Origin of the sequence: Blastococcus sp. CT_GayMR16 (genome assembly GCF_004570875.1) — a bacterium.
Taxonomy (GTDB): Bacteria; Actinomycetota; Actinomycetes; order Mycobacteriales; family Geodermatophilaceae; genus Blastococcus_B.
Genome location: NZ_SPQK01000013.1, coordinates 12,490 through 38,454, shown reverse-complemented (window position 1 = coordinate 38,454; position 25,965 = coordinate 12,490). Strand labels below are relative to the sequence as shown.

The following is a 25,965-nucleotide window of genomic DNA, read 5'->3' as shown; positions in this document are numbered from 1 at the left end:
GTCAGACGTTCGGGAGGTCGGCGGCTGGCACCGGCTGACCGGAGGCAGCGCGCTTGTCGCTCTCCTCGAGGGATCGCGCCATGTTGAGCGTGGCGCGGACGACGAGGTTGTCCTGGTAGGACCGCGCGGACCGGTCGAAGTCTCCGGTGCACGTGATGAGCACGATCTCCGAGTCGCCGACGGGGGCGTAGACCTGGTCGGTCGGCAGGGCATCCTTCGGGTACTGCTGGCTCCCGGTCACGGAGAAGACCGCGACGGTGTTGTCGGCGCGGGTCACGAGCACCTCGTCGCCCACCGCCAGCTCGGGCAGCCGGTAGAAGACGGCCGGGCCGGTGTAGTCGTCGACGTGTCCGGCGAGCAGTGCGGGCGGGCCCTGCGGATCGCCGGGGTAATTGCCGCCGGTGAACCAGCCGGCCTTGGCGAAGTCGACCGGCACCTCGAGGGTGCCGTCGGTGTTGAGCCCGAGGTCGACCAGCGAGGAGCTCACCTCGATGGCCGGGATGTCGAGCTGGACGGGCTCGGCGCGGGCCAATGAGGTGACGACGGGCGAGGCCGGCTGAGGTGCCTCGGATGTCGTGGTCGGGACCGCGGCGACTGGGCGGGGGGCGCGGGCGTCGGTTCCGCCGAAAATGAAGTAGCCGACGAGTACACCGGCAGCCAGCGCGCCAAGGGTGGGGAGCAGCCAGACAGGAATGCCCCAGCGACGGCTGCGGGCAGGCCCGTCGCCCTTCCGGAACTCGGACTCCAGCAGCGACGGCTCGTTGTCGGAGGCGTCATCCTGGGAGGGTGGGGGCTGGGTGGTGCCGGACACAGGATCTCCTTCGAAACGGTGCTGCCCGGGGGCGTGGCTGTGGGGTGCGGCCGGAGCCGCACCCCACAGCCGACGAGCGGGTCAGACCTCCGGCGTGCCGGAGGTCGTCGACCGACGCAGAGCCCTGCCCCGGATCAGCGACCCGGCACCGGCACCGATGAGCAGGAGCGCGGCCGAGCCGGTGAGCGCCGGGATGATGGTGTCCCCGACACCGCCTGCACCGGTCTCGACGCCGCCTCGGGGATACCCGTTGGCCTGCGGCTGAGCCGCCGGCTGCACCGGGTTGCCGTTGCCCGCGGCGGTGTCCGTACCGCCGGCACCGGTGCCACCACCCTGGTTGACGGCCTGTGTGTTCGGGCCGGCGATGTAGGGGAACGAGCCGCTGAACGCGTTGTCGTTGGAGTTGACCCCGTCGCCGCCCTTCAGGGCGTCGAAGGCCGCCTGCCGATCACCCGGGTTGGTGACGTCGTAGATGCCCTCGAGCGCGAGGATCTCGATGTCCACCACGTCGTCGGCGAGCCGGCGACCGTTCGGGAAGCCCTGGATGTCACCGCCGATGACTCCGAGCCGGCTGGCCTCCGGCAGCGGCTGCATGTTCAGGTCCGTCGGCCCGGTGATGGCCATGTTCAGCCGCAGCATCTCCGACGGCTGGAAGGCCGCCCGGTCCGCATTGGCCGGCGAATCGGCGTTGATCGCCTGCGAGTTGAGGTCCACGTCGATGGGGTTGGCCGTGGCCGCATCCCCGTCGATGTCGTAGGTCTCGGTGCTGACGACCCCCGTCAGGAACACCTCGAAGATGTCCCATCGCGGCGCCGCGGGCGCCGGAACGCCGTAGATCGCCTCGATGAGCTTCGGCACCTCGGGGTCGAGCACGCGGTCCACGACCGCGCCGTCGGCGGCGTCGGCGTCCATGTCAGGCGAGATGGAGTTGAAGGCGTCCTTGAGTCCGGTCGGGACGACGACCTCGTTGACCAGCGGCATGCCCAGGCGGGAGACCTGGGTGAACCCGTTGCCCGATGCCGTCCCGTCGGCATTGCGCATGGTCGGCCGTGTGGTCGTGCTCCACACGCCGATGACCGGGTTGTTCGTGGCGTCGTTGCCGATCGCGACCTCGGTCTTGGGCACCTCGAGAACGATGCTGTTCACGTTGTAGCCCGCGAGGGTGTCCTGACCGGTCTCGGACAGGTTGGCACCGTAGAGCAGGTCGAAGACCCGGAGGTCGAGGAAGAACGAGTCCTCGGCCTGGGTGGTCAGGGTGCGCCCGCCGCCGTCCACGTCGGTGATCGCCGGGGTGCGCAGGTTGTCGACGTAGCTCTGCGAAGAGCCCATGCTGGCCGGCCCGGTGTAGGACGGCGCCACGGGGCCTTCGGCGATCGGTGATCCGTAGGAACCGCCGCCGTCGGTGCTCACGTCGAGCGTGAAGGACTGGCGGAAGAGCAGGTTCTCGTCGTCGAGGGAGTCGACCGGCCCGTTGTTGTAGAGGAACGTGTCGGTGCTGCGACGGTCATCGGTGGTGAAGCGCCACCGGTAGATCAGATCGGCCACGGCGTCGCCGTCGTTGTCGATGTTGATCAGGTATTCGGCGTCGTCGGACCACGGGTAGAAGTTCGGGCCGCCGTTAGGCTCCTCGAACGGGATCCAGTTGGCGACGAGCGCGACGTTGTCGGGGTTCTCCGGGCTCGAGAAGGCGTAGACGTCGGTGTTGTCCACGGCGGGGTCTGCCGCGATGAGCGGAGCCTCGCGGTGGCTGGAGGCCCCGGCGAGGGTGGGCAGGAGCCCGATCACGGTCGAACCGGCGAGCAGGCCGCCCGCGGCGATCATCGCGGTGGCACGGCCCCCCCTTGTTTGGAGGAGTCGTCTGGAACTGGGCATGCGCGTCCTTTCACCGACCACCCACGACGGGCGATCACCGACATGACGTCGCAGCCAGCCGGTGAGGGAAAGTCACCGAACCGCCGAGAAAGGCACTCCCCCTGGAACGTGCGCTCCCCTGGAACGTGCGCTCGAGCTCTGTAGTCCTGCTGCGACGACCGGAACGTACGCAGCGATCTTGTGAATGCGCTCACTCAGCGTTCAGGGAATCGCGAACACGCCGAGCGGTCGTCGCAATGCGTCACGTGACGGAGACGGAGTCAACAGAATTGCCTTCTACCGAGTTGTACGCAGAATGCGTTCCGTCGGCCCGCGTGTCGGCACCGGGAGTCACGGCCCGGTAGCTCTCCCGCCCAGCGGCGTCCACCCGGCAGCCAGGCCCGGCCACCGCGATCACCGCACGAAAGGGGGCTCGCCGGTCTCGCTGACCATCGGCTTGCCGGCGGCCTCCCACTCGCCCATGCCGCCGCCGACGTTCACCGCGTCGAAGCCGTTCTGGTTGAGCCACGCGGCCACGCGCCCGGACCGGCCGCCACCGCGGCAGGTCACGTACAGCGGGTCGCCCTCGGGAAGGTCGTCGAGACGGGCCGGGACGTCGCCCATCGGGATGTGGGTCGCGCCCTCGATGTGGCCGTGCACCCATTCGTCGTCCTCACGGACGTCGAGGACGACGGCATCCGCCGGCAACTCGGAGGCGGGCACGGTGGGAACCTGCTGCGGCATCACGCACTCCATCGTGGCACGCCGACGGGCACTGCGAGGATGGGGGCGATGTCCCTCACCCGCCGGCCTGCCCGATGACCACCGCCCCGTCGCCCGTCCGCCAACCGGCCTGGCAGCTCTCCCGGTCCGCGATCGGTCTCTGGGTGACCGAGGGGGTCATCGCGTCGCTGTTCCTCGGGATCGGCGCGACCTTGTTCATCATGTTCGTGCCCGACGACCTGGGCGGCCCGTTCCCCGTGCTGCGCTGGCTCGTGCCGACCGCTTCCGTGCTCTACGCGGTCATGGCGATCGGCGTGCGGCCCTGGTTCCGATTCCGGGTGCACCACTGGGAGGTCACCGCCGACGCGGTCTACACGCTCACCGGCTGGCTGACCCGCACCTGGACGCTGGTGCCGATCTCCCGCATCCAGACCGTCGACGTCACCCGCGGCGTCCTGCAGCAGCTGTTCGGCCTGTCCACGGTCGCGGTGCTGACGGCGTCGTCGCAGGGCACCGTGCGCGTCTGGCACCTGGAGGCCGACGTCGCCCAGCGCGTGGCCGACGACCTCGCCCACCGCGCGGAGCAGGTCCGCGACCAGGCGACGTGAACCCCGAAACTGTCGGCCGCCGGACGTCCCCGTTCATCGTCCTGGTCCACACGATCACCTTCCGGCAGGCCCGCGCGTTCGTGCCGGCCGTCATCCCGCTCGTTGCGGCCACCGGCTTCGGCGGCGGTCGGACGACGGTCATCGCGCTCGTCGTCGGTGTGACGCTGCTGTCCCTCGGCACGGCTGCGCTGTCGTGGTGGCGGTTCAGCTACGCGGACGGCCTGAGCTCCGTCGTCGTCACCCGGGGGCTGCTGTCCCGCTCGGTGCGCACCGTCCCCAACGACCGGATCCGCGGGGTGGAGGTCGAGACACCGATCCTGCACCGGCTGTTCGGCCTGGTGCGGGTACGCGTCGACGCGGCTGCCGGGGCGGTGTCGGGCAAGGACGAGGAACTGGTCGTCGACGGCGTCTCGCGCGCCGAGGGCGACCGGCTGCGCACCGCCGTCCTCACCCACCGCCAGGCCCCGGCACGGCAGGACGACGGAGCCGAGCGCGAGCCCGCCGAGGAGGAGTTCGGCCGCTTCGACAACCGCTGGCTGCTCTACGCGCCGCTGGTCGGCAGCTATCTCGCCCTTCCGCTGGCCGCGGTCGGGGCCCTGTTCCGGCTGGCGCAGGAGCTGCCGGAGAGCCTGCGGCCCGACGTCGACGAGGAGGCGCTGGCCAGCGTCCGGGCGTTCGTCATCGTCGTCGTCGGCGCGCTACTGGTCCTGCTCGTCGGTTCGGTCGTGGGCGCCGCCGTCGTGAATTGGGGCTTCCGGCTGGTCCGGCGCGGCGGGTCGCTGATCGCCGTCCGGGGCCTGATCACCCGGCGGCACACGGAGCTGGAGATCGACCGGATCCGCGGCGCCACCGTGGCCGAGGGCGCCGGCATGCGGCTGGTCCGCGCGGCGCGGGTGAACGCCCTGGTGACCGGCCTGGGCGACGCGGCCCGGCGCGGGCAGCTGCTCCCGCTGGGCCCTCGTTCCGAGGCGTGGTCGCTCGTCCGCCGGCTGGTCGAGGACCCCGGCCCGCTCGTCGCTCATCCCCCCGCGGCACGCCGCCGGCGGATCGTGCGGGCGGTCTCCGCCGGACTGCTCGTCGCGGCGGGCGGCCTGGTCGCGATCGTCACGGCCGGCTGGTGGTGGGTCCTGGTCGTCGGGCTGGTGCTCGCCGTCCTCGGCGTCCCGCTGGGGCTGGGCCGGTACGCCGCGCTGGGCCACGCGACCGGGCCGAGTTCGTTCAGCGTCCGCAGCGGATGGCTGGTGCGCGAGCAGGCGCTCCTGCAGCGCCGGGCGGTCGTCGGCTGGGAGGTGCGGCAGTCCTTCTTCCAACGGCGCGCCGGGCTCGCCACGGTACTGGCCTGCGTGGGCGCCGGGCGCGGCGGCTACGCGGCGATCGACATGGCCGCCGACGACGTCGCGAGCTTCACCGCCGCCGCGTCCGGGCAATGGGCAAGTGCACTCTTGGCGTCCGGAGAGAGGAATCCCCGCGGGCCGGGAATGTCGTCGCCCCGCGCAGGAGAGGGCTGACAATTCGGTAGGCATCCACCATGCTGTCCCTCCGCAGGACCCATGGGGGGGCTATGAACGGGGAAACGTCGCAGGGAACTTCGAACGACCCAAGTAGCAAGAGCGAAGCACCATGAGTACGCCCACACGTCACGAGGCAGGCGACGGTGCCAAGCCGCAGCCAAATGGCGAGGTGCCGCGGGACTATCCGATGGTCACACCAGGGGTGACGTCCCGCGGCGACGACCCTTCGGGCGGTCTGGGCCTTGACTCCGGGTTTCGGGATGGCCCCGATGTAAATGATCCGTACAAGATGCTGTGGGCGAACAGTCCCGAGCGCGCGTGGTTCGTGAAGCGCAATCGCCCCTGGCCGTTGGCCGCGTCCGTCGTACTCCTCACCTTCGCGACCGTCCTTCTGGCCACTAGGTGGCGAGGCGGTGGGATGAACGAAAATTGGCGCGACGTTCTGTGGATCATTGCGGTGCTCTCCGCGGCAGCTTTGGCCTGGAGCGTGGCTCCATACATTTCGGCGCGTTGGTCCCTGTGGGAGAGGAGGAAGCGCGAGGCGCAGTATCAGGCCGAGGCTGCACTGCAGGCTCTCTCCGGCTCTATGGACGGCACGATCCCGCTGAGCCGTTTGTACATCATGAACCGGCGCCAGTTAGACGCCTACCAAGAAATGACCAAGCGACAGCAGCGGTCGTCCTTCCGCATGGCGCAGGTCTCCAGTGCGGTCGGCTTCATCATTCTGGTCTCCGGGGCAATCATCGCCTTGAATGGCCCTGGGGACAGCGCGTGGCTGACGGCGGGTCTCACAGCACTCGGAACGGCGATAAGCGCGTTCCTCGGCGCCACATTCCTCGACAGCCACAAGAAGACCAACGCACAACTGAACAAGTTCGCCAACGAACCTCACATCACCGGGCGCATGCTCTCGGCCGAGCGGGTTGCCATGCTTCAGGCGTGGCCGCGGACCTCGGCCCCGGCACGCCTGCTCTTGCAGGCGCTGCTTACCCCTCCGGAGAGGCTCGACGGCGATCAGGAGGAAGAGACCGAACAAGAGGCTGTACCAGAGGATCAGCCTGATGACACCGGTCAAGCTGACGCGGCACAACAGTAGGACGCTGAAGAGCGGGTCAACGAAGGTCTGAGCGACCCACCCGACGAGCCGCCGTGGCCGCGACGTTCAGCCGGCCAGCTCCCTGAGCAGACCGGCCGCGGCCACCGGGTAGTCCGTGGCGAGCAGCCCCGCGGCGGCGAGCACGTACCGGCGGTCGACGACGACCTGCGTTCCCGTGAGCACGCTCCCCGCTCCGCCGCGGTCGGCGGCCAGGCGCGCGACGACGCCGTCCACGGCGGCGGGGTCGGCGTGCCGGAAGACCCCGCCGGAGAGGACGACGAGGCCGACTCCGCGTGCTCCGGCACCGCCCGGCCCGTAGGCACCCTCGGCCCGCAGGTGCCGGCGGAGCGCCACGGTCGCAGCCGCCTCCCCCAGCGACAGGGGGTCGTCGCCGACGCCGAGGCCCTCGGCGCGGGCCGCCGCGCGCAGGTCCTCGACGCTCGAGGACACCCCGAGGTCGCCCTCCACCGTGCGCCGGCGGGCGGGCACGCCGACCGCCTCCCGGCCCAGCGTCGCCTGCTCGGCGTCCGGGTCGGGCACGCAGTAGACGTCGGTGGTGGCGCCGCCGACGTCCAGTACGACGACGCCCGGCACCGCCGCGGCCGACCGCAGCCCGGCCAGCACCGAGACCCCCTCCAGGACGGAGTCCGGCGTCACCGCCCGCACCCAGGTGCGCAGCCGGGGATCGCGGGACAGCCGGGAACCGCCGATCACGTGCTCCAGGAACACCTCGCGGATCGCCGTCCGGGCCGATTCGGGGGCGAGCCGGCCGATGTCGGGCAGCACGTTGGCCGCCTCGCTCACCGGCAGCCCGCCGTCCCGGAGCACAGCAGCCACCTCGTCGCGGACAGCGGCGTTCCCGGCCAGGACGATCGGGACGGACCAGTCCATCCCGGCGAGCGCGGCCGCGTTGTGCCGCAGCACCGAGGCCTCGCCGCCGTCCGTACCGCCGACCAGGAGGACCACGTCGGGTGCGATGTTCCGCAGCAAGGCCAGCGCGGCGTCGTCCAGGCGACCGGCCGCGACGTGCACCACGCGGGCTCCCGCCGACAGCGCCGCCCGGTGCCCGGCCTCGGCGCTGATCAGCTCCTCGTAGCCGACGACGACCAGGCGCAGGCCACCGCCCGCGCTGGAGCAGGCGACGACCGCGACGTCGTCGAAGCCGGCGGTCGCCGCCAGGACGCCGTCCACCACGTCGGCGGTCGTCGGTGCCTGCGCGGTGGCGAGCAGCGACCCCGTGGCGACGTCGACCACCGCGGCCTTCGTGTACGTGGAGCCGATGTCGACGCAGACGACGTTCACGAACGGACGAGGCCGGCCTCGGCGGCGCCGGCGGTGAGCTCGTCGAGGCCGAAGGCCTGCACCGGGCCCAACGTGCCGGTGCCTCGGACGCCTGACTCGGCCGCCCGGGTCGCCCCCCAGGCGAGCATCGACGCGGTGAACCCGTAGGCCTCCGGCCCGGTCAACTGCACGCGGCTGACGAGCTCCCCGGACGAGTCCCGCACCTCGGCCACGGTGTGCGTGCGGGCGCGCCCGAGGGTCGCCTGCGACGGCGCCTCGCTGACCCGTCCGCCGATGAAACCGGCCAGCCGCTGGGCGACCCGCTCCGCGCCGGGCAACCGGCCGGTCAGCCCGGACAGCGGCGCCAGGCGGTGCGCCACCGGGGTCAGCGGGCCGAACCAGTCCAGGTGCACGCCGATCTCCCGCAGGGACGGGGCGAGCCCCGGCATGGTCAGGTGTTCCGAGCCACCGACCGACAGCCCGCGGCGGGTCCGTCCGTTCGCCTCGAACCGCCACATCCGGCGGCCCGCGGCCTCGGGCACGAGCCGGCCCCCGGTGAAGGCGAAACCCGGTTCGAACAGCACGCCCATCAGCGAGACCAGCGTCCCGCGGGAGAACGCCTGCCCCGAGGCACCGTCGATCGCGTAGCCCACGTCGAGGCGGTGCGCGCGCCTGCCGGCCTCGGTCAGGGCGAGCGCGGCCGCGAGGTTGCCCGGCACGTAATCGAGGCCGAAGGCCGGCACCAGCGCGGCACCCGTGGCGGCCGCGCGCACGGCGTCGTGCTCGAAGAGCCGGCGGACGAACGGCGGCTCTCCGGTGGAGTCCAGGTACACGGCGCCCTCCGCCACGGCGGCGTCCACCGCTGCCTGCCCGAGCCGGAGGAACGGGCCGACCGTGGTGACCAGGACGTCGCCGTGCCCGAGAAGACCGCGCACCGAGCGGGGATCGGTCACGTCGGCGCGTGCGGTCTCCACGCCGCCGAGCCGCTCGGCCAGCTGCGCGAGCCGCGCGGGATCACGGCCGGCGAGGACGGGGCGGGCACCGCGGGCGACGAGCGCCTCGGCGGTGCGGGCGCCGGTGTAGCCGGTCGCGCCGAACAGGACGATGCGGGCAGTCACCCGCGGACCCTATCGACGTCGCCCCGGGGCGCTTCCGGGGTGTTCTTCGCGCTCTCGGGGTCCTGCAGAACCCCTGAAACGCGAGAACAACCCCGGAAGCGAGCCACGCGACCGCCGTTTCAGTGCTGGACGGCCTGCTCCGCCCCGATCCCGGTGAACGCGCGGACCTCGAGCTCGGCGGACTTGAGCTCGTCCGGGCGCTCCTTGGACAGCTTCGTGCCGAGCCAGCCCAGGAAGAACGAGAGCGGGATCGACACCAGGCCGGGGTTGTTGAGCGGGAACCAGTGGAAGTCCACGTTCTGGAACAGCGACGTGCTCTTGCCCGTCGCTTCCACGATCGGCGCTCCGGACACCACCGGCGAGAAGATGATCAGCCCGACGCAGGCGATCAGCCCGCCGTAGATCGACCACAGCGCGCCCTGGGTGGTGAACTTCTTCCAGAACAGCGTGTAGAGGATCGTCGGCAGGTTGGCCGAGGCGGCGATCGCGAACGCCAGCGCCACCAGGAACGCGATGTTCAGACCTGCCTGGAGCGCCAGGATGCCCAGCCCGATGGCGATCGCGCCGATGACGACGGCGGTGATCCGGGCGACCCGGACCTCGCCGTTCGGCGACACCTTGCCCTTCTTGATCACCGATGCGTAGACGTCGTGCGCGAACGACGCGGACGCCGTGATCGTCAGCCCGGCGACCACCGCGAGGATCGTCGCGAAGGCGACGCCCGAGATGATGCCCAGCAGCGCGGTGCCGCCGAGCTCGAAGGCCAGCAGCGGCGCAGCGGCGTTGACCGCGCCCGGCGCGGCGAGGATCTCCTCCGCACCCACCAGCGCACCGGCGCCGTAGCCGATCACCAGGCTGAACAGGTAGAAGATCCCGATCAGCCAGATCGCCCAGACGACCGAGCGACGGGCGTCCTTCGCCGTCGGCACGGTGTAGAAGCGCATGAGCACGTGCGGCAGACCCGCCGTCCCGAGCACGAGCGCCAGCCCCAGCGAGACGAAGTCCAGCTTCGAGGTGTTGGTCAGGCCGTACTGCGCGCCCGGCGCGAGGACGTTCCGGCCCGCTGCGGCGTTGTCCTGCGCGCCGCCCAGCAGGGACGACAGGTTGAAGCCGTACTTGCCGAGCACCCACACGGTCATCACGAAGGCGCCGATGATCAGCAGCGAGGCCTTGATGATCTGGACGTACGTCGTGCCGCGCATGCCGCCGACGAGCACGTAGAAGATCATCAGAGCGCCGACGACGGTCACGACGACGGCCTGCGCCGCCTCGCCGCTCACGCCGAGCAGCAGGGTGACCAGTCCGCCCGCGCCGGCCATCTGCGCGAGGAGATAGAACAGCGAGACGACCAGGGTCGAGATCGCCGCCGCCATGCGCACCGGTGCCTGACGCATCCGGAAGGCGAGGACGTCGGCCATCGTGAACCGCGCCGTGTTCCGCATGAGCTCGGCGACCAGCAGCAGCGCGACGAGCCATGCCACGAGGAAGCCGATGGAGTACAGGAAGCCGTCGTAGCCGTAGACGGCGATGGCGCCGGCGATCCCCAGGAACGACGCAGCCGACAGGTAGTCGCCCGCGATGGCCAGGCCGTTCTGGGTGCCGCTGATGTTGCGGCCCGCCGCGTAGTAGTCCGCGGCGCTCTTGTTGTTGCGGCTGGCCCGGAACGTGATGACCAGCGTGATCAGGACGAAGACGCCGAAGATCGAGATGTTGATCGCCGGCTCACCGATGCTGCCCTCGGCAGCGAGCAGGTCAGGCACGGGTCGCCCCCTCGGTCGTGCCGGTGCCGTCCCGGTGCGCGAACTCGTGCTGCTCGAGCCGGTTGCGCATCTCGTCGGCGATCGGGTCGGTGTTCTTGTTCGCGTGGGCCACGTAGAGGTGGGTGATCGCGAAGGTCGAGACGAACTGGAGCAGACCGAAGATGAGGCCCACGTTGATGTTGCCGATGACCTCGGTGGACATGAAGTCGTGCGCGTAGGTCGAGAGCAGCACGAACAGCAGGTACCAGCTCAGGAAGGCGACGGTCATCGGGAAGGCGAAGCGGCGGAACCGGCGCTTCAGCTCGACGAACTCCGCCGACTCCTGCGCCGCCAGGTACTCCTCCGGCGACAGCAGCCGACGTTCGTCGTTGGGTTCACTCACAGAACACTCTCCGGTCCAGGACACCTGCGCGGACGACGGACTCGATGTGGCGGTCGTCACTGTAGGGCCTACCGGCGGGTACTCAAGGTCACAACTAGAACAAGGCGTTGCACAAACGCCCGATCGACGTAACCGGCCCCTCATCCCGGCGCGCTGCAATGGCTCATGGCAGCGAACTCGTGGCAGCGATTCCTCCGATGACGACCGGCTGGTTCCCGGTGGCCCGGACCACCGAGGTGGGGACGACGCCGGTCCCGGTGGGCGTCGGCGGTCAGGCGTACGTGGTCGTCCGGCTCCGCCCCGGCGGCGAGGTGAGCGCGTTCCCCGCCCGGTGCCCGCACCGGCTGGTGCCGCTGGCCGCCGGCTCGGTGGTGGACGGACGCCTGCAGTGCCCCGCCCACGGGTGGCGGTTCGACTCCGACGGCCGCTGCGTCGACCTCCCGTCGATGGGCCCGCACGGCACCCCGCCCCCGCGTGCCGACCTGTCCATGCCCTGGGCGGTCGAGGAGCGGCACGGCTGGGTCTGGCTCGCACCCGAGCGGACGGCGACCCACGTCCCACCACGGGTCACGGCCGCACCCGAGCCCGCGCCGGCACCCCCCGACCCGGAGGGGGCGGCCTTCGACAACCTAGATCCCTCGCTCGAGCACGCCTGGCACCCCGTGGCGCTGTCGCGGGAGCTGCGGCCGGGCGGCTGGTTGCAGGTCCGGCTGCTGGGACGGAACTGGACGCTGCGGCGGGACGGCGATGCGCTGGTCGCCGACCCGCCGGCGTTCGGCGTCCGTGAGCGCCTGGGCCTCATCTGGCTGGCGCCGTCCGAGCCGGCCGACGTCCCGCTCGAGGTGCCGGAGGACGTCGATCGCCGGTTCGTGACCGACTGGATGCAGCCCGTCCGCTCCCCCGGTCCGGCCGGCCCGCTGGCCGACACCTTCCTCGACGCGACGCACGGCCCGTTCGTGCACGCGGCCACCATCGGCCTACCGGACCAGGCCGAGGTCGGGCCCGCGCCGGTCACGATCGAGCCGGGCGGCTTCAGCAGCGTCCGGGAGCAGTGGTGCGACAACCCGCTGGACCCCGAGGTCGCCACCGGCGGGCGGCCGCTGCGCCAGCGGCGGCGTACGACGTACACCTACCGCGCGCCGTTCCAGCTGCGGCTGCGCCAGGACTTCCTGGACAGCGGCGCCACCACGACGATCCTGTACCTGCTGCAGCCCGAGGACCTCGACTCGACGCGGATCTACGTCGTCCTGCTGCTCTCCTCCGGCCCCGGACAGCCGCTGCCACTGCGGGCCGACGTGTCCGGGCAAGTGGCGCTGCAGAAACGGATCCTCGAGGAGGACGTCCGGTCGCAGGCGGCGCTCGCCGTTCCCGGCCTGCCGCTGGACCCGCGCGACGAGGTGCACGTGCCCGCCGACCGGCTGGGGATCGCGCTGCGGCAGGCGCTGTGCGACTTCATGGTGGTCGGCCGCCGGCAGCAGGCGGCCGCCTGATCAGTCGTCGGGCAGCTCCGCGCCGCAGCCGGGGCAGCGGGTCGGCGGGTCCTGGTCGGCCAGCCGGCCGCACGCCGGGCAGACGCGGCGGGCCCAGCACGCCGGGTCGCCGCCGTCGTCGGGCCGCGCGGGGCGTGGCTCGGGAGCGATCACGGGTCCAGCGTCCCACCGCGGTCTGACGCGCATGTCCCTCCTGGGGACGACGAGATTTCCGGCCGCGCTGCCTAGGGTCGACCCAATGGAGCGGTCCCCTGCTGTCGAGCGCGTCGCGCGCTGGGCCCGTGCGCACCCGTTCGCCGTCGACTGCTGGCTGGCCGCCGCCGTCGCGTTCTGCACGGTGCTGTTGCCGGCCCCCGGCTACTGGGAGAACCCGACCGGCGCGTTCCTGCTCGGTCTGCTCCTGACGGTCCCCCTGGCCTGGCGCCGCCGCGCGCCGGTGCACGCGGCGGCCGTCGTCATCGCCGTGGGACTGTTCGAGCTGGGCGCCCTGAACACGTTCCTGGCGGCCAACGTCGCGGCCTTGTTCATGATCTACGCCCTGGCGGCCTACGCGCCGCGGTGGGCGTCCCGCGGCGGCCTGGCCGTCGGCCTGCTCGGGGCGCTCCTGGCCTCGCTGCGCTACTTCTCCGGGAACGTCAGCGACGCCCTCGTCCCGACCGCCCTGGCGATCGGCGTCGCGGTCGTCGCGTCCTGGGCGCTGGGCGACCTGCGCCGCGCCCGGCTGCTGCGGGTGGCCGCGCTCGAGGAGCGCGCCGAGCTGCTGGAGCTGGAGCGCGACCAGGAGATGCGGCTCGCGGCGACCGCCGAGCGGGCCCGGATCGCCCGCGAGCTCCACGACGTCGTCGCGCACTCCCTCTCCGTCGTCATCGCGCAGGCCGACGGCGGCCGGTACGCCGGCAAGGCCGACCCCGAGGCGGCGACCGGAGCACTGGAGGCCATCGCGGCGACCGGCCGGCAGGCGCTGGCCGACATGCGCTCGCTGCTCGGGGTGCTGCGGGAGGGCAGCGCCGAGGAGTACGCGCCGCAGCCCGACGTCGCGGCGATCCCGGTCCTGGTCGAGGACGTGCGGAGCAGCGGTCTGGACGTCGACCTGATCGTCGAGGGCGATCCCCGCCCGCTGCCGGCCGGCCCGCAGCTGGCCGCCTACCGGATCGTGCAGGAATCGCTCACCAACGTGCTCAAGCACGCGGGGCCGGCCAGCCGCGCGTGGGTGCGCCTGCAGTGGCGGCCCGACGCCCTCGAGCTGTCCGTGCTCGACGACGGCCGCGGCGCCTCGGCAGCCATGGTCGACGCCGACGGCCAGGGTCAGGGCGTGCGCGGGATGGTCGAGCGCGCGATGTTGCACGGCGGTCGGCTCGAGGCCGGCCCCCGGACCGGCGGCGGCTTCGGCGTGCATGCCGCGCTCCCCTACGGAGTCCGGCGATGAGCGACCCGATCCGCGTGGTCCTGGTCGACGACCAGCAGATGGTGCGGGCCGGGTTCCGCATGGTGATCGACTCCCAGCCCGACCTGACCGTCGTCGGGGAGGCCGGCGACGGCGCGAGCGCGGTCGACCTGCTGCGCCGCACGCCGGCCGACGTCGTCCTCATGGACGTGCGGATGCCCGGTACCGACGGGATCGAGGCGACCCGGCAGGTCACCGCACTCCCGGACGCGCCGCGGGTCGTCGTCCTGACGACGTTCGACCTGGACGAGTACGTCGTCGCCGCGATCGGCGCCGGGGCCAGCGGGTTCCTGCTCAAGGACGCCGCTCCGGAGGACATGCTCGCGGCCGTGCGGACCGTCCACGCCGGTGACTCCGTCATCGCGGCCAGCTCGACCCGGCGTCTGCTGCAGCACGTCGCGCCGATGCTCCGCGGCGCAGCGCCGTCGTCGGCCGTGACCGACCGCCAGCTCGCCGACCTCACCCCGCGCGAGCGGGAGGTGCTGGTGCAGATGGCACTCGGCGCGAGCAACACCGAGATCGCCGGCCGGTTCGTGGTCAGCGAGGCCACCGTGAAGACCCACGTCGGCCGGGTGCTGGCCAAGACCGGCTCGCGCGACCGGGTGCAGGCCGTCGTCCTCGCCTACCGCACCGGCCTCGTCCAGCCCGCCGACCTGCTCCGCGACGCCTGAACTCAGGGACAGTCGCTGGGCTCTCCGCTCAGCTCCACGCAGCCGCGCGGGTCGTCCTCCCAGGATGGCCGGTCCGGCCGGTTCTTCGCGGCGATCGCGTAGGTGGTCAGCCCGACGACGAGGGAGACCACGACCGCCCCTCCGAAGACCGCCACCGCCAGCCCGCGGCCCCGCCAGAGACCCAGCACCACGCCGATGCCCGCCACGCAGGACGCGCGGAGGGTGAGTGCGAGCACGTCCTCCCGCAGTACCTCCCGGCCGGAGGGCGGCGACTCTCCAGCGATGTGCAGGGCGTTGTCGCCGGCCCAGCCGAGCAGGTCGCCCACCACCGTGAACACGCCGTGGACGGCGACCGCCAGGAAGGCCACCGCCACGACCGTCAGCGCGGCGCTCAGCCAGACCTGCGGCCGGTCCCGGATCGGTTCCCCCTCGGCGCCGGTCTCTTCCCACAGGTCCCCGGGCAGCCCGTCGCCGCTCATCCCGGGCGGACCGGGGAGTCGGTCAGCCACAGCAGGGCGCCGGACACCAGGACGGCGAACATGAGACCCACGAGGAACGCGGCCGTCCACCCGTCCGACCGCCACCGCCGGGCGAGCAGGAGGCCCACGGCCGGCGGCAGCACCGACACCACTCCGGCACTCCACGCGTCCGTCCGCGCCTGGCGGACCTGCGCGGCCGTCGGCAGCTCGCCGAACGGCGCCCAGTCCGACTGCAGGGCAGCCCCGATCGCCAGGAAGGCGGCGATCAGCCAGATGGAGAGGATCGCGGCCAGATTCCGGTGCTGCCAGCCCTGCGTCGGCGGGCGCGCGGGCGCTCCGGTCACCATGTCCGTCCCCTCACCTCGTCGACCGACCGACCGACCGACCGACCGACCGACCGACCGGAGGATGACACGGCGTCCACCCGGAGTGGTACCGCGACGTTCCGAAAGACCGGTCCTCGCTCCGACGCGGGACGACCTGCCTGACCGGCAGCGTGATCACCGTTCCGATCACCTGCTTCCGGAGGTCCCCGTGTCCGTCCCCGTCATGACCGTGCCCGGCGAGCCACCGGCGTCGCTCTCCACCGCCGCCGTGCGCGCCGCTGGTCTGCGCAAGACCTACGGACGTGGGGAGACCGCCGTCGAGGCACTCGGCGGGAGGGCGGGTGGCGGCGGAGCGGGGGTCGACGTCACCTTCGCCCGCGGGGAGTTCACCGCCATCATGGGCCCGTCGGGCTCCGGGAAGTCCACCCTGATGCACTGCCTGGCGGGGCTCGACACCGCCACCGAGGGCCAGGTGTGGCTCGGCGGCACCGAGCTCACCAGCCTCCGCGACGACCAGCTGACCACGCTGCGCCGCCAGCGGATCGGCTTCGTCTTCCAGTCGTTCAACCTGCTGCCGGTGCTCGACGCCCTCGAGAACATCGTCCTGCCCATGCAATTGGGCGGGCAGCGTCCCGACCGGGTGTGGATGGACGCCGTCATCGCCCGCCTCGGCCTGCGCGAACGCCTCGGGCACCGCCCGCACGAGCTCTCCGGCGGCCAGCAGCAACGCGTCGCGATCGCCCGGGCGCTGCTGCCCCGGCCGGACGTCGTCTTCGCCGACGAGCCCACCGGCAACCTCGACTCCCGCTCCGGCGCCGAGGTGCTCGGCCTGCTGCGCTCCAGCGTCAAGGAGACCGGCCAGACCGTCGTCATGGTCACCCACGACCCGACCGCCGCGGCCTACGCCGACCGCGTGGTCCTGCTCGCCGACGGCCGCCTGGCCGGCGAGCTGGTCGCCCCGACCGCCGAGTCCGTGTTGGACGCCCTCGCCGGGCTGGGGGCCTGATCCCGTGCGCACCGTCTTGTTCGCTCAGATCCGCGCGAACGCCGCGCGGCTGATCGCCTCCACCCTGGCCGTCGTCATCGCCGTCGGCTTCGTGGTGGGCACGCTCGTGCTCAACCAGACCTCCCGCACCACCGTCCTGGACGCCCTCGGTGCCCGGTACGTCGACGCCGCCGCCGTCGTGAGCTCGGACGGCGACTCGCTCGCCGGTGACGTCGGCACGCTGAGCGCGCTCGACTCCGTCGGCGCGGTCGCGCCGTCCTGGCAGACCTCGGTCCAGGCGAACGTGCCCGGCCGGAGCGGCTCACAGTTCCTGCAGGTCGAGGCGGTCGCCGACGATCCCGCTCTCCGCTGGCAGCAACTGGCCGCGGGCGCCCTCCCCGACCGGCCGGGGGAGGTCGCGGTCAGCGAACGCGCCCGCGCCGACGTGGGCGACGTCCTCACCGTCACGACCTTCGACGCCGACGGCGGCGAGAGCACCTCCGAGGCGACCGTCACCGGCATCGTCGACCTGCGCGGCGACCCCGAGGCGGGGCTGTACGGCCGCGCGTTCGTCACGGCGGACCAGGCCCGGTCGTGGGGAGCGACCGACCCGACCGAGCTGCGCATCGCCGGGGCAGAGGGGGTCGCACCGGAGAAGGTGCGGCTGGACGTCGCGACGGCGCTGGCCGGCCACGACGTCACCGTGCGCACCGGCACCGAGGCCGCGGAGCACGCGGCAGCCCGGCTGATGGGCAACTCGACGGCGCTGGCGGCCGTCCTGCTGGTGTTCGCCACCGTCGCCGTGCTCGTCGCCGGTCTGGTCATCGCCAACACGTTCGCCGTGGTGCTCGCCCAGCGGACCCGGGAGCTCGCCCTCCTGCGCTGCGTCGGTGCCACGGCGCGCCAGGTGCGCCGCAGCGTCCTCGGCGAGGCCCTCGTCACCGGTCTCGTCGCCTCGGCGATCGGTGTGCTGGCCGGGATCGGCCTCGCGGCCGGGGTCTCGGCGCTGGTCGGCTCCGGAGAGACCCCGGTGCCGCTGTCGGGGGTCTCGGTGCCGCTCTACGCCGTCCTCGTCGGGCTCGTCCTCGGGACGGCGGTGACCTTCCTGGCCGCCCTCGCCCCCGCGCGCGGCGCCACCCGGGTCGCCCCGCTCGCGGCGATGCGCCCCGTCGACCCGGCACCGCTGCGCTCCCGGAACGGCGTCCTGCGGCTGGTGTTCGGACTGCTCCTGCTGCTGCCGGGCGTCGGCCTGCTGGCCATGGGCGTCGCGATGGCCGATGTGCTGGTCGCCCTGCCCGGCGGGGTGCTGAGCTTCCTCGGCGTCGTCCTGCTGGCCCAGCGGGCGGTGCCACCGGTCGTCGCGGCCGCTGGCCGGCTGGCCGGGCGGTTCGGCGGCGTGCCGGCCCGGCTCGCCGCGGGCAACGCCACCCGCAACCCCCGGCGGACGGCGGCGACGGCCACGGCCCTGCTGATCGGCGTCACGCTGACGACGGCGATGGTGGTCGGCTCGGCCTCCACGCGGGCCACGGCGACGGCGAACCTGGCCGCCGAGTTCCCGACCGACGTCGTGGTCCAGGGCCAGGAACTCCCCGCGTCGCTGCCCGGCAGGCTCGCCGACGTCGACGGAGTGGAGCGCGGCAACGTCGTCCTCGCGGGTGAGGTCACCGGGCCGGACGGTCAGCCGATGTACGCGTTCGGCATCGACCCGGCCGAGGCCGGTCCCACCCTGCGGTCGGCGGGGAAGACGGTCCTGCCCGAGCCCGGTCAGGCGCTGCTGCCGGAGTGGCTGGCGGACTCGTGGTCGGTGCGCACCGGGGACCGGGTGACCCTGGCCCAGGACGACCGGCGGCTGGACCTCAGCGTCGCGGTGGTGGACCAGGACCAGCCGCTGGTGCTGACCGCCGCGGACCTGACGACGCTGCGGCCCGACGCCGGCATCGGCGAGGTCTGGCTGCGGCTGGCCGACGCCGACCCGGACGGCCAGGTGGACACGGTCGACCGGATCACCGACGTCACCGCGGACGTCGCCCCGTCGGCCCAGGTCACGGGCGTGGTCACCCTGCGGGATCAGATCAACGAGGTCCTCGACCTGCTCCTGCTGGTGGTCACCGGCCTGCTCGGCATCGCCGTGGTCATCGCGCTGATCGGCGTGGGCAACACCCTGGCGCTCTCGGTGGTCGAGCGGCGGCAGGAGAACGGTCTGCTCCGAGCCCTGGGCCTCACCCGCGGGCAGCTGCGCAGGCTGCTGGCCTGGGAGGCGGTGCTCGTGGCGGGGGTCGCCGCAGTCCTCGGGGTGCTGCTCGGCGGGGCGTACGGGCTGATCGGGGCAGCGTCGGTGCTCGGCGAGATCGGCGAGATCGTGCTCGCCGTCCCGTGGCTGCAGGTGGCGGCGATCGTCGTGGTCGCGACGCTCGCCGGTCTGCTGGCCTCGGTGCTCCCGGCCCGGCGGGCGGCCCGCACCTCACCAGTGGCCGCGATCGCCGCCTGATCCGCCGAGATCTGCACACTCGCCCCGATCAGCTACCTGATGGCGGCGAGTGTGCGGATCTCGCCCTCCGGTGTGACGTTGTCCGGAACAGCGGTGGACACCCAGCTTCGGCTGGGACACTGGAACCGTGTCGTCCCGCTCACTGCTCCGCCGCGTCGCACTCACCGCCGCCGTCCTCGCCGGGCCCGTCGGCTGGGTGACCCGCGCCGCCTGGGGGCTGCCCACCGCCCTCGGCGCACACCGCCGCTGGCTGCGGCCGGTGGTCGCCGGGTCCCCGCACTTCTCCGGGGGCAAGTTCCACAACACCCTCGAGACCCCCGCGCTAGCTCCGGCGAACACCCGCGACGGGCTGCTGCGGCAGTGGCACGACCAGCGCCACGTCGGCCTGCCGGGCGCGCCCATCCCGCTGGCCACGAGCGAGTTCCCCGCCGACGCCGCAGAGCTGGCTGTCACCTGGCTCGGCCACGCCAGCGCGCTGATCGAGATCGACGGACAACGGGTGCTGGCCGATCCGGTGTGGGGCTTCCGCGTCTCGCCGTCGCCGGTGTTCGGGCCCACCCGGCTGCACCCGGCGCCCGTCCCGCTGGAGGACCTCCCCCAGGTCGACGTCGTCCTGATCTCCCACGACCACTACGACCACCTGGACCTGCCGACCGTGCGGGAGCTGCTCCGGACGCAGACCGCGCCGTTCGTCGTCCCCCTCGGGATCGGGCAGCACCTGCGCAAGTGGCACGTGCCGGAGGACCGCATCGTGGAGCTCGACTGGGACCAGTCGCACACGATCGGCGGTCTCACACTGACCTGCACCGAGGCGCGGCACTTCTCGGGCCGCTACTTCTACCGGGACACCACCCTGTGGGCCTCGTGGGCGATCACCGGCACGCGGCACCGGGTCTTCTTCGGCGGGGACACCGGCTACACCCCCGCGTTCGCCGGCATCGGCGCCCGGTTCGGCCCCTTCGACCTGACCCTGCTGCCGATCGGCGCCTACAACGACGCCTGGCACGCCATCCACATGGACCCGGAGGAGGCGATGCGGGCCCACGGCGACCTCGGCGGCCGCGTGCTCCTGCCGATCCACTGGGCCACGTTCAACCTCGCCTTCCACCGCTGGGCCGAGCCCGTGCAGCGACTGCTGGCCGCCGCCGGGCGGGTCGGGGCGACGGTCGTCGTCCCGCTGCCCGGTCAGCGGATCGACGTGCTGGACCCGCCGGAGCTCGGCGACTGGTGGACGGCGGTCGGCTCGGCCGAGGCGCCGCCGGAGGGCGTGCACGGCTCGGGTCCCGGCGGCGCGCTCCTGGTGCGCGCGGCGACGCGCCTGCTGCGGATCGGCGGCTGAAGAGGTCAGCCCAGCAGGCGGCCGACCTCGGCGAGATCCCCCGCCACCCGGTCGGGGACCGGCCCGGACGGGTCCAGCGTGTGCCCCGGACGGCGCAGGTGGATGACGTCGAGGCCCGCCTCCAGCGCACCGCGCACGTCGCGCGCCGACGTGGGCACGTGCACCAGCTCCCCACCCGCCCGTTCCCGCGCCCGCCGGTAGATCTCGGGGCCCGGCTTGTAGGCCTGCAGGCGCTCCGAGGTGAGGACGTCGTCGTCGGCGACCAGCGCGGCCACCTGTGTGCGGGCGAAGACGTCGTCGTCCACGTTGGAGAGCACGCCCACCCGGTGCCGGGCCGCGATCCGCGGCAGTTCCTCGGCGACGTCGGGCCACAGCGGCCAGTCGCCGACCGAGCGCCGCAGGACGGCGACGTCCGCGTCGGCGTCCCCGTCCAGGCCGAGCTCGGCGTAGGTGGCGGAGAGGGCCCGGCGGCAGTGCTCCGCGAACGGCACCCAGGACGGGAGATCCCGTTGCGAGGCCTTGTTCCGCACGTCCCACTCGTCGTAGAGGACGCCGCCGTCGACCGGCCACCCGCGGGCACGCGCCAGCCCGTCGAGCACCGCGGAGGCCCCCATGTGGGAGTCGATCAGCGCACTGAACAGGTCGAAGGTGACCAGCACGGAATGCAGTGTGCAGGTGCACTCGTCCCGGCCCCGTCCCGAGGCTCGCCCCGAGCGTGCGAGGGGTGAGAAGGAGGGGGTCCTTGTATCACCGCAGCAGCTTGGACATCCGCCGGTCGGCCAGCGGCTTGCCGCCGGTCTGACAGGTCGGGCAGTACTGCAGCGAGGTGTCGGCGAAGGAGACCTCGCGGACGGTGTCGCCGCACACCGGGCACGGCAGGCCGGTGCGTGCGTGCACCGTCAGGCCGGACCGCTTCTCGCCCTTGAGCGTCGCGGCCTTCTGACCCACCTGGCGCTCCAGCGCGTCGGTCAGCGTGGCGCGCATCGCGTCGTAGAGACGGACCAGTTCGTCCTCGTCCATCTTGTTCGCCATCTTGAACGGGCTCAGCCGGGCGGCGTGCAGGATCTCGTCGGAGTAGGCGTTGCCGACCCCGGACACCAACGTCTGGTCGGTGAGTGCGCCCTTCACCTGCCCGCTGCGGCTGCCCATCAGCGCGGCGAACTGCTCACGGTCGACCTGGAGCGCGTCCGGCCCGAGGCGAGCGATGCCGGGCACCTCGGACGGATTCCGGACGGCGTAGACCGCCAGCCCCTTGCGCGTGCCCTGCTCGGTGAGGTCGAAGCCCTGGCCGTTGTCGAGGTGCACCCGCAGCGCGAGCGGTCCCTTGCCCGGCTTGGGCGGCGCGGGCGGCAGGTTCTCCCGCCAGTGCAGCCAGCCCGCCCGCGCCAGGTGGACGACGAGGTGCAGCCCGGAGACGTCGAGGTCGAGGAACTTCCCGTGCCGGCTCGCCCCGGTGACCTCGAGGCCCGCGAACGCTGACAGCGGCGGGTCGAACGTCTTGATCGACTGGATACCGGCGAGATCGATCCGCGTGATGACACGGCCGACGGCGTTCTCGCGGAGGAACGCGGCCAGCGCCTCCACCTCGGGCAATTCGGGCACCCGACCATCATGCTCTGCAGATCGTCGCCCTCCGGGCTCCCACCACGATCAGGGGACGTCCTAAGCGGTGACGTCGTCCTCGTCCCGGACCCTCGCGGTCGCGCCGGGCTCGGCCCGGGCCTGCTCGGCGACGGCGGCGGCCACCGCGGCCGTGACCGCCGGGTCGAAGACGCTCGGGATGATGAAGTTGGCGTTCAGCTGGTCGTCGCGGACGACGGCGGCCAGCGCGTCGGCCGCCGCGAGCAGCATCCCGTCGCTGATCTCGGTGGCCCGGGCGTCGAGCAGGCCGCGGAACACCCCGGGGAACGCCAGCACGTTGTTGATCTGGTTCGGCAGGTCCGAGCGGCCGGACGCCACGATGGTGGCGTACTCGCGGGCCCGCACCGGATCGACCTCGGGCGTCGGGTTGGCCATCGGGAAGACGATGGCCCGCTCGTTCATGCGGGCGAGGTCCTCGACGGCGAGCACGTTGCCGGCGCTGACCCCGATGAACACGTCGGCACCGGTGAGGGCGTCGGGCAGTTCCCCGCGCTCGCGGCCGGGGTTGGTCCGCTGCGCCAGGTCGCGCTTCGCGGGGCCGAGCCGGTCGTCGTCGGGCGACAGGATGCCCTCGCGGTCCCAGACCAGCACCTGACCGGCGCCCGCCTCCAGCAGCAGGTGCACGATCGCGGTGCCGGCCGCGCCGCCACCGGCGACCACGATCTTCACGTCGGACAGCCGCTTGTCCACCACGCGCAGCGCGTTCGTCAGGGCCGCCAGCGCGACGATCGCCGTCCCGTGCTGGTCGTCGTGGAACACCGGGATGTCGAGCTTCTCGCGCAGCCGGGCCTCGATCTCGAAGCAGCGCGGGGCGGCGATGTCCTCGAGGTTGATGCCGCCGAAGCCGGGCGCGATGAGCTCGACGGTGCGCACGATCTCGTCGACGTCCTGGGTGTCCAGGCAGATCGGCCAGGCGTCGATGTCGGCGAACCGCTTGAACAGCGCCGCCTTGCCCTCCATCACCGGCAGGGACGCGCCCGGGCCGATGTCGCCGAGCCCCAGGACGGCGGACCCGTCGGTGACGACCGCGACGGTGTTGCCCTTGATGGTCAGCCGGCGGACGTCCTCCGGGTGGTCGGCCAGCGCGAGGCAGACCCGCGCCACCCCGGGCGTGTAGGCCATCGAGAGGTCGTCGCGGGTCTTCAGCGGCACGCGGGAGCCGACCTCGATCTTCCCGCCGAGGTGCAGCAGGAACGTGCGGTCGCTGACCTTGCGGACCTTCACCCCCGGGACGGCGCGCAGCGCCTCGACCATCTCCTCGGAGTGGGCGGCGTCAGCGGCCGAGCAGGTGACGTCGACGGTGAGCCCGTCGGAGCGGCTGTCCACCACGTCGATCGCGGTCACGGCCCCGCCGGCGGTGCCCACGGCGGTCGCGATGCGGCCGATGCTGGCGGGATCGCCGTCGGCGGTCAGCCGGACGGTGATCGAGTACGAGGCGGAGGTGACCGGCCCGCGGGGAGCCGACACGGGCTCTCCGGGGGAGGTGTCGCCGGATGCGGTGGCGGGCGCGATGTCGGGCGCGATGTCGTGGCTCATATCGGCGCCCATGGTCTCACCGCGACCTGCCCGATCAGGTCGCGGGGCGGGAGACCTTGCCCTCGGCCCGCGCCTTGAGGCCGGCGCAGAACTGGCGGAACGAGGGGTTGAGATCCGGCGTCGTCCGGCCGAGCAGGCCGGCCAGCGGACCGGAGTGGTCCTCGCGGACGGTCAGCACCGTGCCGCCGTCGTCCTGTGCGTCCAGGGAGTAGGTGCGCTCGATGGTGGCCACACCCAACGGCAGCCCGCCCCGCCAGCGCATCGCCTCGCGGGGCCGGATCTCGGTGACGGTGACCGTGAACGGACGGCTGCGGATCATCGTGGCGTAGATGGTGAGCGGTTCTCCGAGGGTGACCCGGCCGTCGACGCGGTCCACGCCGGAGTCCCAGTCCCGCCACTGTCCGACGCCGATGAGCAGGGCCCACACGTCGGCCGGCCCGGCATCGATCCGCGTGGCCGCCTCGAAGCTCCTCACCCCCGGCAGTCTGCTCCGGCGGCCGATGCCGTGCCAGACCTGCGGAGCCGGGGCGGACCCAGGTCGGGCCGGGGGGCGGCAGCCAGCTCCCGTGCCCAGCGGGCCAACCCCGCCACGTCGATGCCGTGCGGCGGCGCGGCTGCGTAGGGCTCGATGTTGCCGGCGCCGCGCTCCAGCAGGGTCGCCGCACCGTGCGCGTTGCCGCGCATCGCGTGGGTCAGCCCGACCGCCAACTGGGCCAGCCCCCGCCAGAGTTCCCGCTCGGCCTCGGGCGCGGACTTCCAGGCGTCCTCGAGCACCTCGTGGGCGTGGAACGGCCGTCCGGCGTCCAGGAGATGCTGCGCCTCGGTGAGCGCCTGCGCCGGCGGGCGGACGACGCCCTCCGGTGCCCGCTCCTCGCCGGCGGCGCCGTAGGGCAGGGGCCGGCCGAGCGCGTCACGAGGGCGGGCGTTGCGCGCGCGGCCCTCGTCGTCCCGGTCCCGGCCGCTGGTCACGGCCCTGATCCTCCCCCAGTGCATCCGGCGGACGGTGCGGGGGCGAAGGGCACCGTGAGCCAGATGCTGACCCGGTCGCGCCCCCGCCTGGGTAGCGTCGGTGTCGTGGATCCCGGCCCGGCGCGCAACGGAGCGCCGGGACCGCGCGACGACGAGATCGCCCAGCGCTTCGCGGCGGGTGACGAGAGCGCCCTGGCGCTGGCCTACCAGCGGTGGGCCGGTCAGGTGCACGGCATGGCCGTGCGCGCCTTCGGTCCCGGACCCGACGCCGAGGACGTCACGCAGCAGACCTTCGTCTCCGCGTGGACCGGCCGCGCCGGCTACCGGCCGGACAAGGGACCGCTCCCCGCGTGGCTGGTCGGGGTCTGCCGGCACAAGATCTCCGACACCTGGGCCCGCCGCGACAAGCAGCGTCGCGAGGCGGAGGCAGCTGCGTCGCAGCTGCAGGCCGGGCCGTCGCCGGTCACCGCCGGGGTCGACACGGCGGTCGCCGACCGGATGCTGGTGCTCGACGAGCTGGACCTCCTTGGCCAGCCGCAGCGCGGGATCATCGAGCTCGCGTTCTTCGAGGACCTCACCCATGCCCAGATCGCCGCCCGCACCGGGATCCCGCTCGGCACGGTCAAGTCCCACATCCGGCGCACCCTGGAACGCCTGCGGAGCCGATTGGAGGTGGACGGTGCAGCACTGCATGCCTGAGCAGCTGGCCCTGGCCGCGCTCCGCGAGCCCCTCCCGGCCGAGGACGCCGCCCACCTGGACTCCTGCGGCGCGTGTGCCGCCGAGGTCGCCTCGCTCCAGCGCGCCGTCGACGCCGTCGCCGTCCCCCTGCTCGCCGCGCCGGGGGCCCCGGTCGAGCCACCGGCGCACGTCTGGGACGCCATCGCCGCAGCGACCGGGGTGCCCGCCGCGGCGACCGGGGTGCCCGCCGCGGCCGACCCCCCGGCCGGCGCCGAGATCGTGCCGTTCCGTGCGCGCCGTCGTCCGCTGCTGCTCGTCGCCGCATCGGTCCTGGTCGGCGCGGTCGTGGGGGCCGGGGCTGTCGCCGTCCTGCGCGACTCCGACGACGGGGTCGACGCCGTCCAGACCGTCGCCCTCGACCCGCTCGACGAGAACGACGCGTCCGGCCGGGCGGAGGTCGTGGTGCGCGACGACGGCTCCCGGGCCCTGGAGGTCCAGCTGACCGCCCCTGCCCTGGACGACGGCTACTACGAGGTGTGGCTGATCGAGCCGTCGATCACCGACATGGTTCCCCTCGGCATCGCGCGGTCGGGCACCCAGACCTTCGAGCTGCCCGCCGACCTGGACCTCGGGGAGTTCCCGGTCGTCGACGTCTCCGTGGAGCCGCTGGACGGCGATCCGCTGCACTCCGGGGTCTCGGTCGCCCGCGGGCAGCTGGAGAGCTGAAAAAGGACCCCGTGCCCCCCACCCCTCGCACGCTCGCGGCGGGCCCCGGCA

General features: G+C 73.0%; 26 protein-coding genes. 11 read left to right on the top strand and 15 right to left on the bottom strand.

Annotated elements, in window-relative coordinates:
• Position 1: 1 nt before the first annotated feature.
• The 3 genes from E4P38_RS14505 to E4P38_RS14495 form a co-directional block, all read right to left on the bottom strand.
• Complete coding sequence (locus E4P38_RS14505; protein ID WP_167760569.1) at positions 2–811, bottom strand: class F sortase; 810 nt, start codon at positions 809–811, stop codon at positions 2–4.
• Between the two features lie 81 nt (positions 812–892).
• Positions 893–2,632 carry a DUF4331 domain-containing protein gene (locus E4P38_RS14500; RefSeq protein WP_209309113.1) on the bottom strand — a complete coding sequence of 580 codons (1,740 nt, stop codon included), beginning with the start codon at positions 2,630–2,632 and terminating at the stop codon, positions 893–895.
• A gap of 444 nt (positions 2,633–3,076) precedes the next feature.
• Positions 3,077–3,406 carry a rhodanese-like domain-containing protein gene (locus E4P38_RS14495; RefSeq protein ID WP_245161038.1) on the bottom strand — a complete coding sequence of 110 codons (330 nt, stop codon included), beginning with the start codon at positions 3,404–3,406 and terminating at the stop codon, positions 3,077–3,079.
• 74 nt (positions 3,407–3,480) lie between these two features.
• Here E4P38_RS14495 and E4P38_RS14490 point away from each other — a divergent pair, with 74 nt between their 5' ends.
• The 3 genes from E4P38_RS14490 (at position 3,481) to E4P38_RS14480 (ending at position 6,600) form a co-directional block, all read left to right on the top strand.
• Entirely contained in the window at positions 3,481–3,993 is a 513-nt protein-coding gene (locus E4P38_RS14490) for a PH domain-containing protein (protein ID WP_135132523.1), read from the top strand.
• The gene (locus tag E4P38_RS14485) at positions 3,990–5,501 is read left to right on the top strand and encodes a PH domain-containing protein (protein WP_135132522.1); all 1,512 of its coding nucleotides are present in this window, start codon (positions 3,990–3,992) and stop codon (positions 5,499–5,501) included. The genes E4P38_RS14490 and E4P38_RS14485 overlap by 4 nt, the downstream gene beginning before the upstream one ends.
• Before the next feature lie 112 nt (positions 5,502–5,613).
• Positions 5,614–6,600 carry an ABC transporter ATP-binding protein gene (locus E4P38_RS14480; protein ID WP_135132521.1) on the top strand — a complete coding sequence of 329 codons (987 nt, stop codon included), beginning with the start codon at positions 5,614–5,616 and terminating at the stop codon, positions 6,598–6,600.
• A 66-nt stretch (positions 6,601–6,666) separates the two neighbouring features.
• On the opposite strand, the gene E4P38_RS14475 is transcribed toward E4P38_RS14480, so the two are convergent.
• The 4 genes from E4P38_RS14475 to E4P38_RS14460 all read right to left on the bottom strand — a co-directional run bounded on the left by E4P38_RS14475 (position 6,667) and on the right by E4P38_RS14460 (position 11,141).
• Positions 6,667–7,902 carry a glutamate mutase L gene (locus E4P38_RS14475; protein WP_135132520.1) on the bottom strand — a complete coding sequence of 412 codons (1,236 nt, stop codon included), beginning with the start codon at positions 7,900–7,902 and terminating at the stop codon, positions 6,667–6,669.
• On the bottom strand, positions 7,899–8,999 hold the full coding sequence (locus E4P38_RS14470; RefSeq protein WP_135132519.1) for a saccharopine dehydrogenase NADP-binding domain-containing protein: 1,101 nt from the start codon (positions 8,997–8,999) through the stop codon (positions 7,899–7,901). Before E4P38_RS14470 ends, E4P38_RS14475 begins: the two co-directional genes overlap by 4 nt.
• Positions 9,000–9,118: 119 nt before the next feature.
• Entirely contained in the window at positions 9,119–10,759 is a 1,641-nt protein-coding gene (locus E4P38_RS14465) for a cation acetate symporter (protein WP_135132518.1), read from the bottom strand.
• Positions 10,752–11,141 carry a DUF485 domain-containing protein gene (locus E4P38_RS14460; RefSeq protein WP_245161037.1) on the bottom strand — a complete coding sequence of 130 codons (390 nt, stop codon included), beginning with the start codon at positions 11,139–11,141 and terminating at the stop codon, positions 10,752–10,754. Before E4P38_RS14460 ends, E4P38_RS14465 begins: the two co-directional genes overlap by 8 nt.
• A gap of 197 nt (positions 11,142–11,338) precedes the next feature.
• Between E4P38_RS14460 and E4P38_RS14455 the strand changes: the two genes are divergently transcribed.
• A complete protein-coding gene (locus E4P38_RS14455; protein ID WP_135132516.1) occupies positions 11,339–12,631 on the top strand; it encodes a Rieske 2Fe-2S domain-containing protein in 1,293 nt (430 codons plus the stop codon).
• Here E4P38_RS14455 and E4P38_RS14450 read toward each other — a convergent pair whose 3' ends face one another.
• Entirely contained in the window at positions 12,632–12,784 is a 153-nt protein-coding gene (locus E4P38_RS14450; protein ID WP_209309112.1) for a hypothetical protein, read from the bottom strand.
• Positions 12,785–12,869: 85 nt separating this feature from the next.
• Between E4P38_RS14450 and E4P38_RS14445 the strand changes: the two genes are divergently transcribed.
• Both E4P38_RS14445 and E4P38_RS14440 read left to right on the top strand, forming a co-directional pair.
• Complete coding sequence (locus tag E4P38_RS14445) at positions 12,870–14,057, top strand: histidine kinase (protein WP_135132514.1); 1,188 nt, start codon at positions 12,870–12,872, stop codon at positions 14,055–14,057.
• Positions 14,054–14,746 (top strand): response regulator transcription factor, encoded by a 693-nt coding sequence (locus E4P38_RS14440; protein WP_135132513.1) that lies wholly within the window; start codon positions 14,054–14,056, stop codon positions 14,744–14,746. Before E4P38_RS14445 ends, E4P38_RS14440 begins: the two co-directional genes overlap by 4 nt.
• Before the next feature lie 2 nt (positions 14,747–14,748).
• Here E4P38_RS14440 and E4P38_RS14435 read toward each other — a convergent pair whose 3' ends face one another.
• Both E4P38_RS14435 and E4P38_RS14430 read right to left on the bottom strand, forming a co-directional pair.
• Positions 14,749–15,225 (bottom strand): hypothetical protein, encoded by a 477-nt coding sequence (locus E4P38_RS14435; RefSeq protein ID WP_135132512.1) that lies wholly within the window; start codon positions 15,223–15,225, stop codon positions 14,749–14,751.
• Positions 15,222–15,572: a hypothetical protein gene (locus tag E4P38_RS14430; RefSeq protein WP_135132511.1), complete on the bottom strand. Its 351-nt coding sequence runs from the start codon at positions 15,570–15,572 to the stop codon at positions 15,222–15,224. The genes E4P38_RS14435 and E4P38_RS14430 overlap by 4 nt, the downstream gene beginning before the upstream one ends.
• A 202-nt stretch (positions 15,573–15,774) precedes the next feature.
• Between E4P38_RS14430 and E4P38_RS14425 the strand changes: the two genes are divergently transcribed.
• From E4P38_RS14425 to E4P38_RS14415, 3 genes are all read left to right on the top strand, one after another.
• Entirely contained in the window at positions 15,775–16,557 is a 783-nt protein-coding gene (locus tag E4P38_RS14425; protein ID WP_135132646.1) for an ABC transporter ATP-binding protein, read from the top strand.
• A 4-nt stretch (positions 16,558–16,561) separates the two neighbouring features.
• Complete coding sequence (locus tag E4P38_RS14420) at positions 16,562–19,024, top strand: ABC transporter permease (protein WP_135132510.1); 2,463 nt, start codon at positions 16,562–16,564, stop codon at positions 19,022–19,024.
• A gap of 127 nt (positions 19,025–19,151) precedes the next feature.
• The gene (locus E4P38_RS14415; RefSeq protein ID WP_245161035.1) at positions 19,152–20,363 is read left to right on the top strand and encodes an MBL fold metallo-hydrolase; all 1,212 of its coding nucleotides are present in this window, start codon (positions 19,152–19,154) and stop codon (positions 20,361–20,363) included.
• Positions 20,364–20,368: 5 nt separating this feature from the next.
• Here E4P38_RS14415 and E4P38_RS14410 read toward each other — a convergent pair whose 3' ends face one another.
• The 5 genes from E4P38_RS14410 to E4P38_RS14390 all read right to left on the bottom strand — a co-directional run bounded on the left by E4P38_RS14410 (position 20,369) and on the right by E4P38_RS14390 (position 24,509).
• The gene (locus E4P38_RS14410) at positions 20,369–21,022 is read right to left on the bottom strand and encodes an HAD family hydrolase (protein WP_167760567.1); all 654 of its coding nucleotides are present in this window, start codon (positions 21,020–21,022) and stop codon (positions 20,369–20,371) included.
• 88 nt (positions 21,023–21,110) lie between these two features.
• A complete protein-coding gene (locus E4P38_RS14405) occupies positions 21,111–21,965 on the bottom strand; it encodes a DNA-formamidopyrimidine glycosylase family protein (RefSeq protein WP_135132509.1) in 855 nt (284 codons plus the stop codon).
• Positions 21,966–22,025: 60 nt separating this feature from the next.
• Positions 22,026–23,552: an NAD-dependent malic enzyme gene (locus E4P38_RS14400; protein ID WP_245161034.1), complete on the bottom strand. Its 1,527-nt coding sequence runs from the start codon at positions 23,550–23,552 to the stop codon at positions 22,026–22,028.
• 22 nt (positions 23,553–23,574) lie between these two features.
• Entirely contained in the window at positions 23,575–24,015 is a 441-nt protein-coding gene (locus E4P38_RS14395) for an SRPBCC domain-containing protein (protein WP_167760566.1), read from the bottom strand.
• Complete coding sequence (locus E4P38_RS14390) at positions 24,012–24,509, bottom strand: DUF309 domain-containing protein (protein ID WP_245161033.1); 498 nt, start codon at positions 24,507–24,509, stop codon at positions 24,012–24,014. The genes E4P38_RS14395 and E4P38_RS14390 overlap by 4 nt, the downstream gene beginning before the upstream one ends.
• Positions 24,510–24,614: 105 nt before the next feature.
• On the opposite strand from E4P38_RS14390, the gene E4P38_RS14385 reads away from it, so the two are divergent.
• Both E4P38_RS14385 and E4P38_RS14380 read left to right on the top strand, forming a co-directional pair.
• Positions 24,615–25,208: a sigma-70 family RNA polymerase sigma factor gene (locus E4P38_RS14385; RefSeq protein WP_245161032.1), complete on the top strand. Its 594-nt coding sequence runs from the start codon at positions 24,615–24,617 to the stop codon at positions 25,206–25,208.
• Positions 25,201–25,914 carry an anti-sigma factor gene (locus E4P38_RS14380; protein WP_245161031.1) on the top strand — a complete coding sequence of 238 codons (714 nt, stop codon included), beginning with the start codon at positions 25,201–25,203 and terminating at the stop codon, positions 25,912–25,914. Before E4P38_RS14385 ends, E4P38_RS14380 begins: the two co-directional genes overlap by 8 nt.
• The last annotated feature ends 51 nt before the right edge of the window (positions 25,915–25,965 follow it).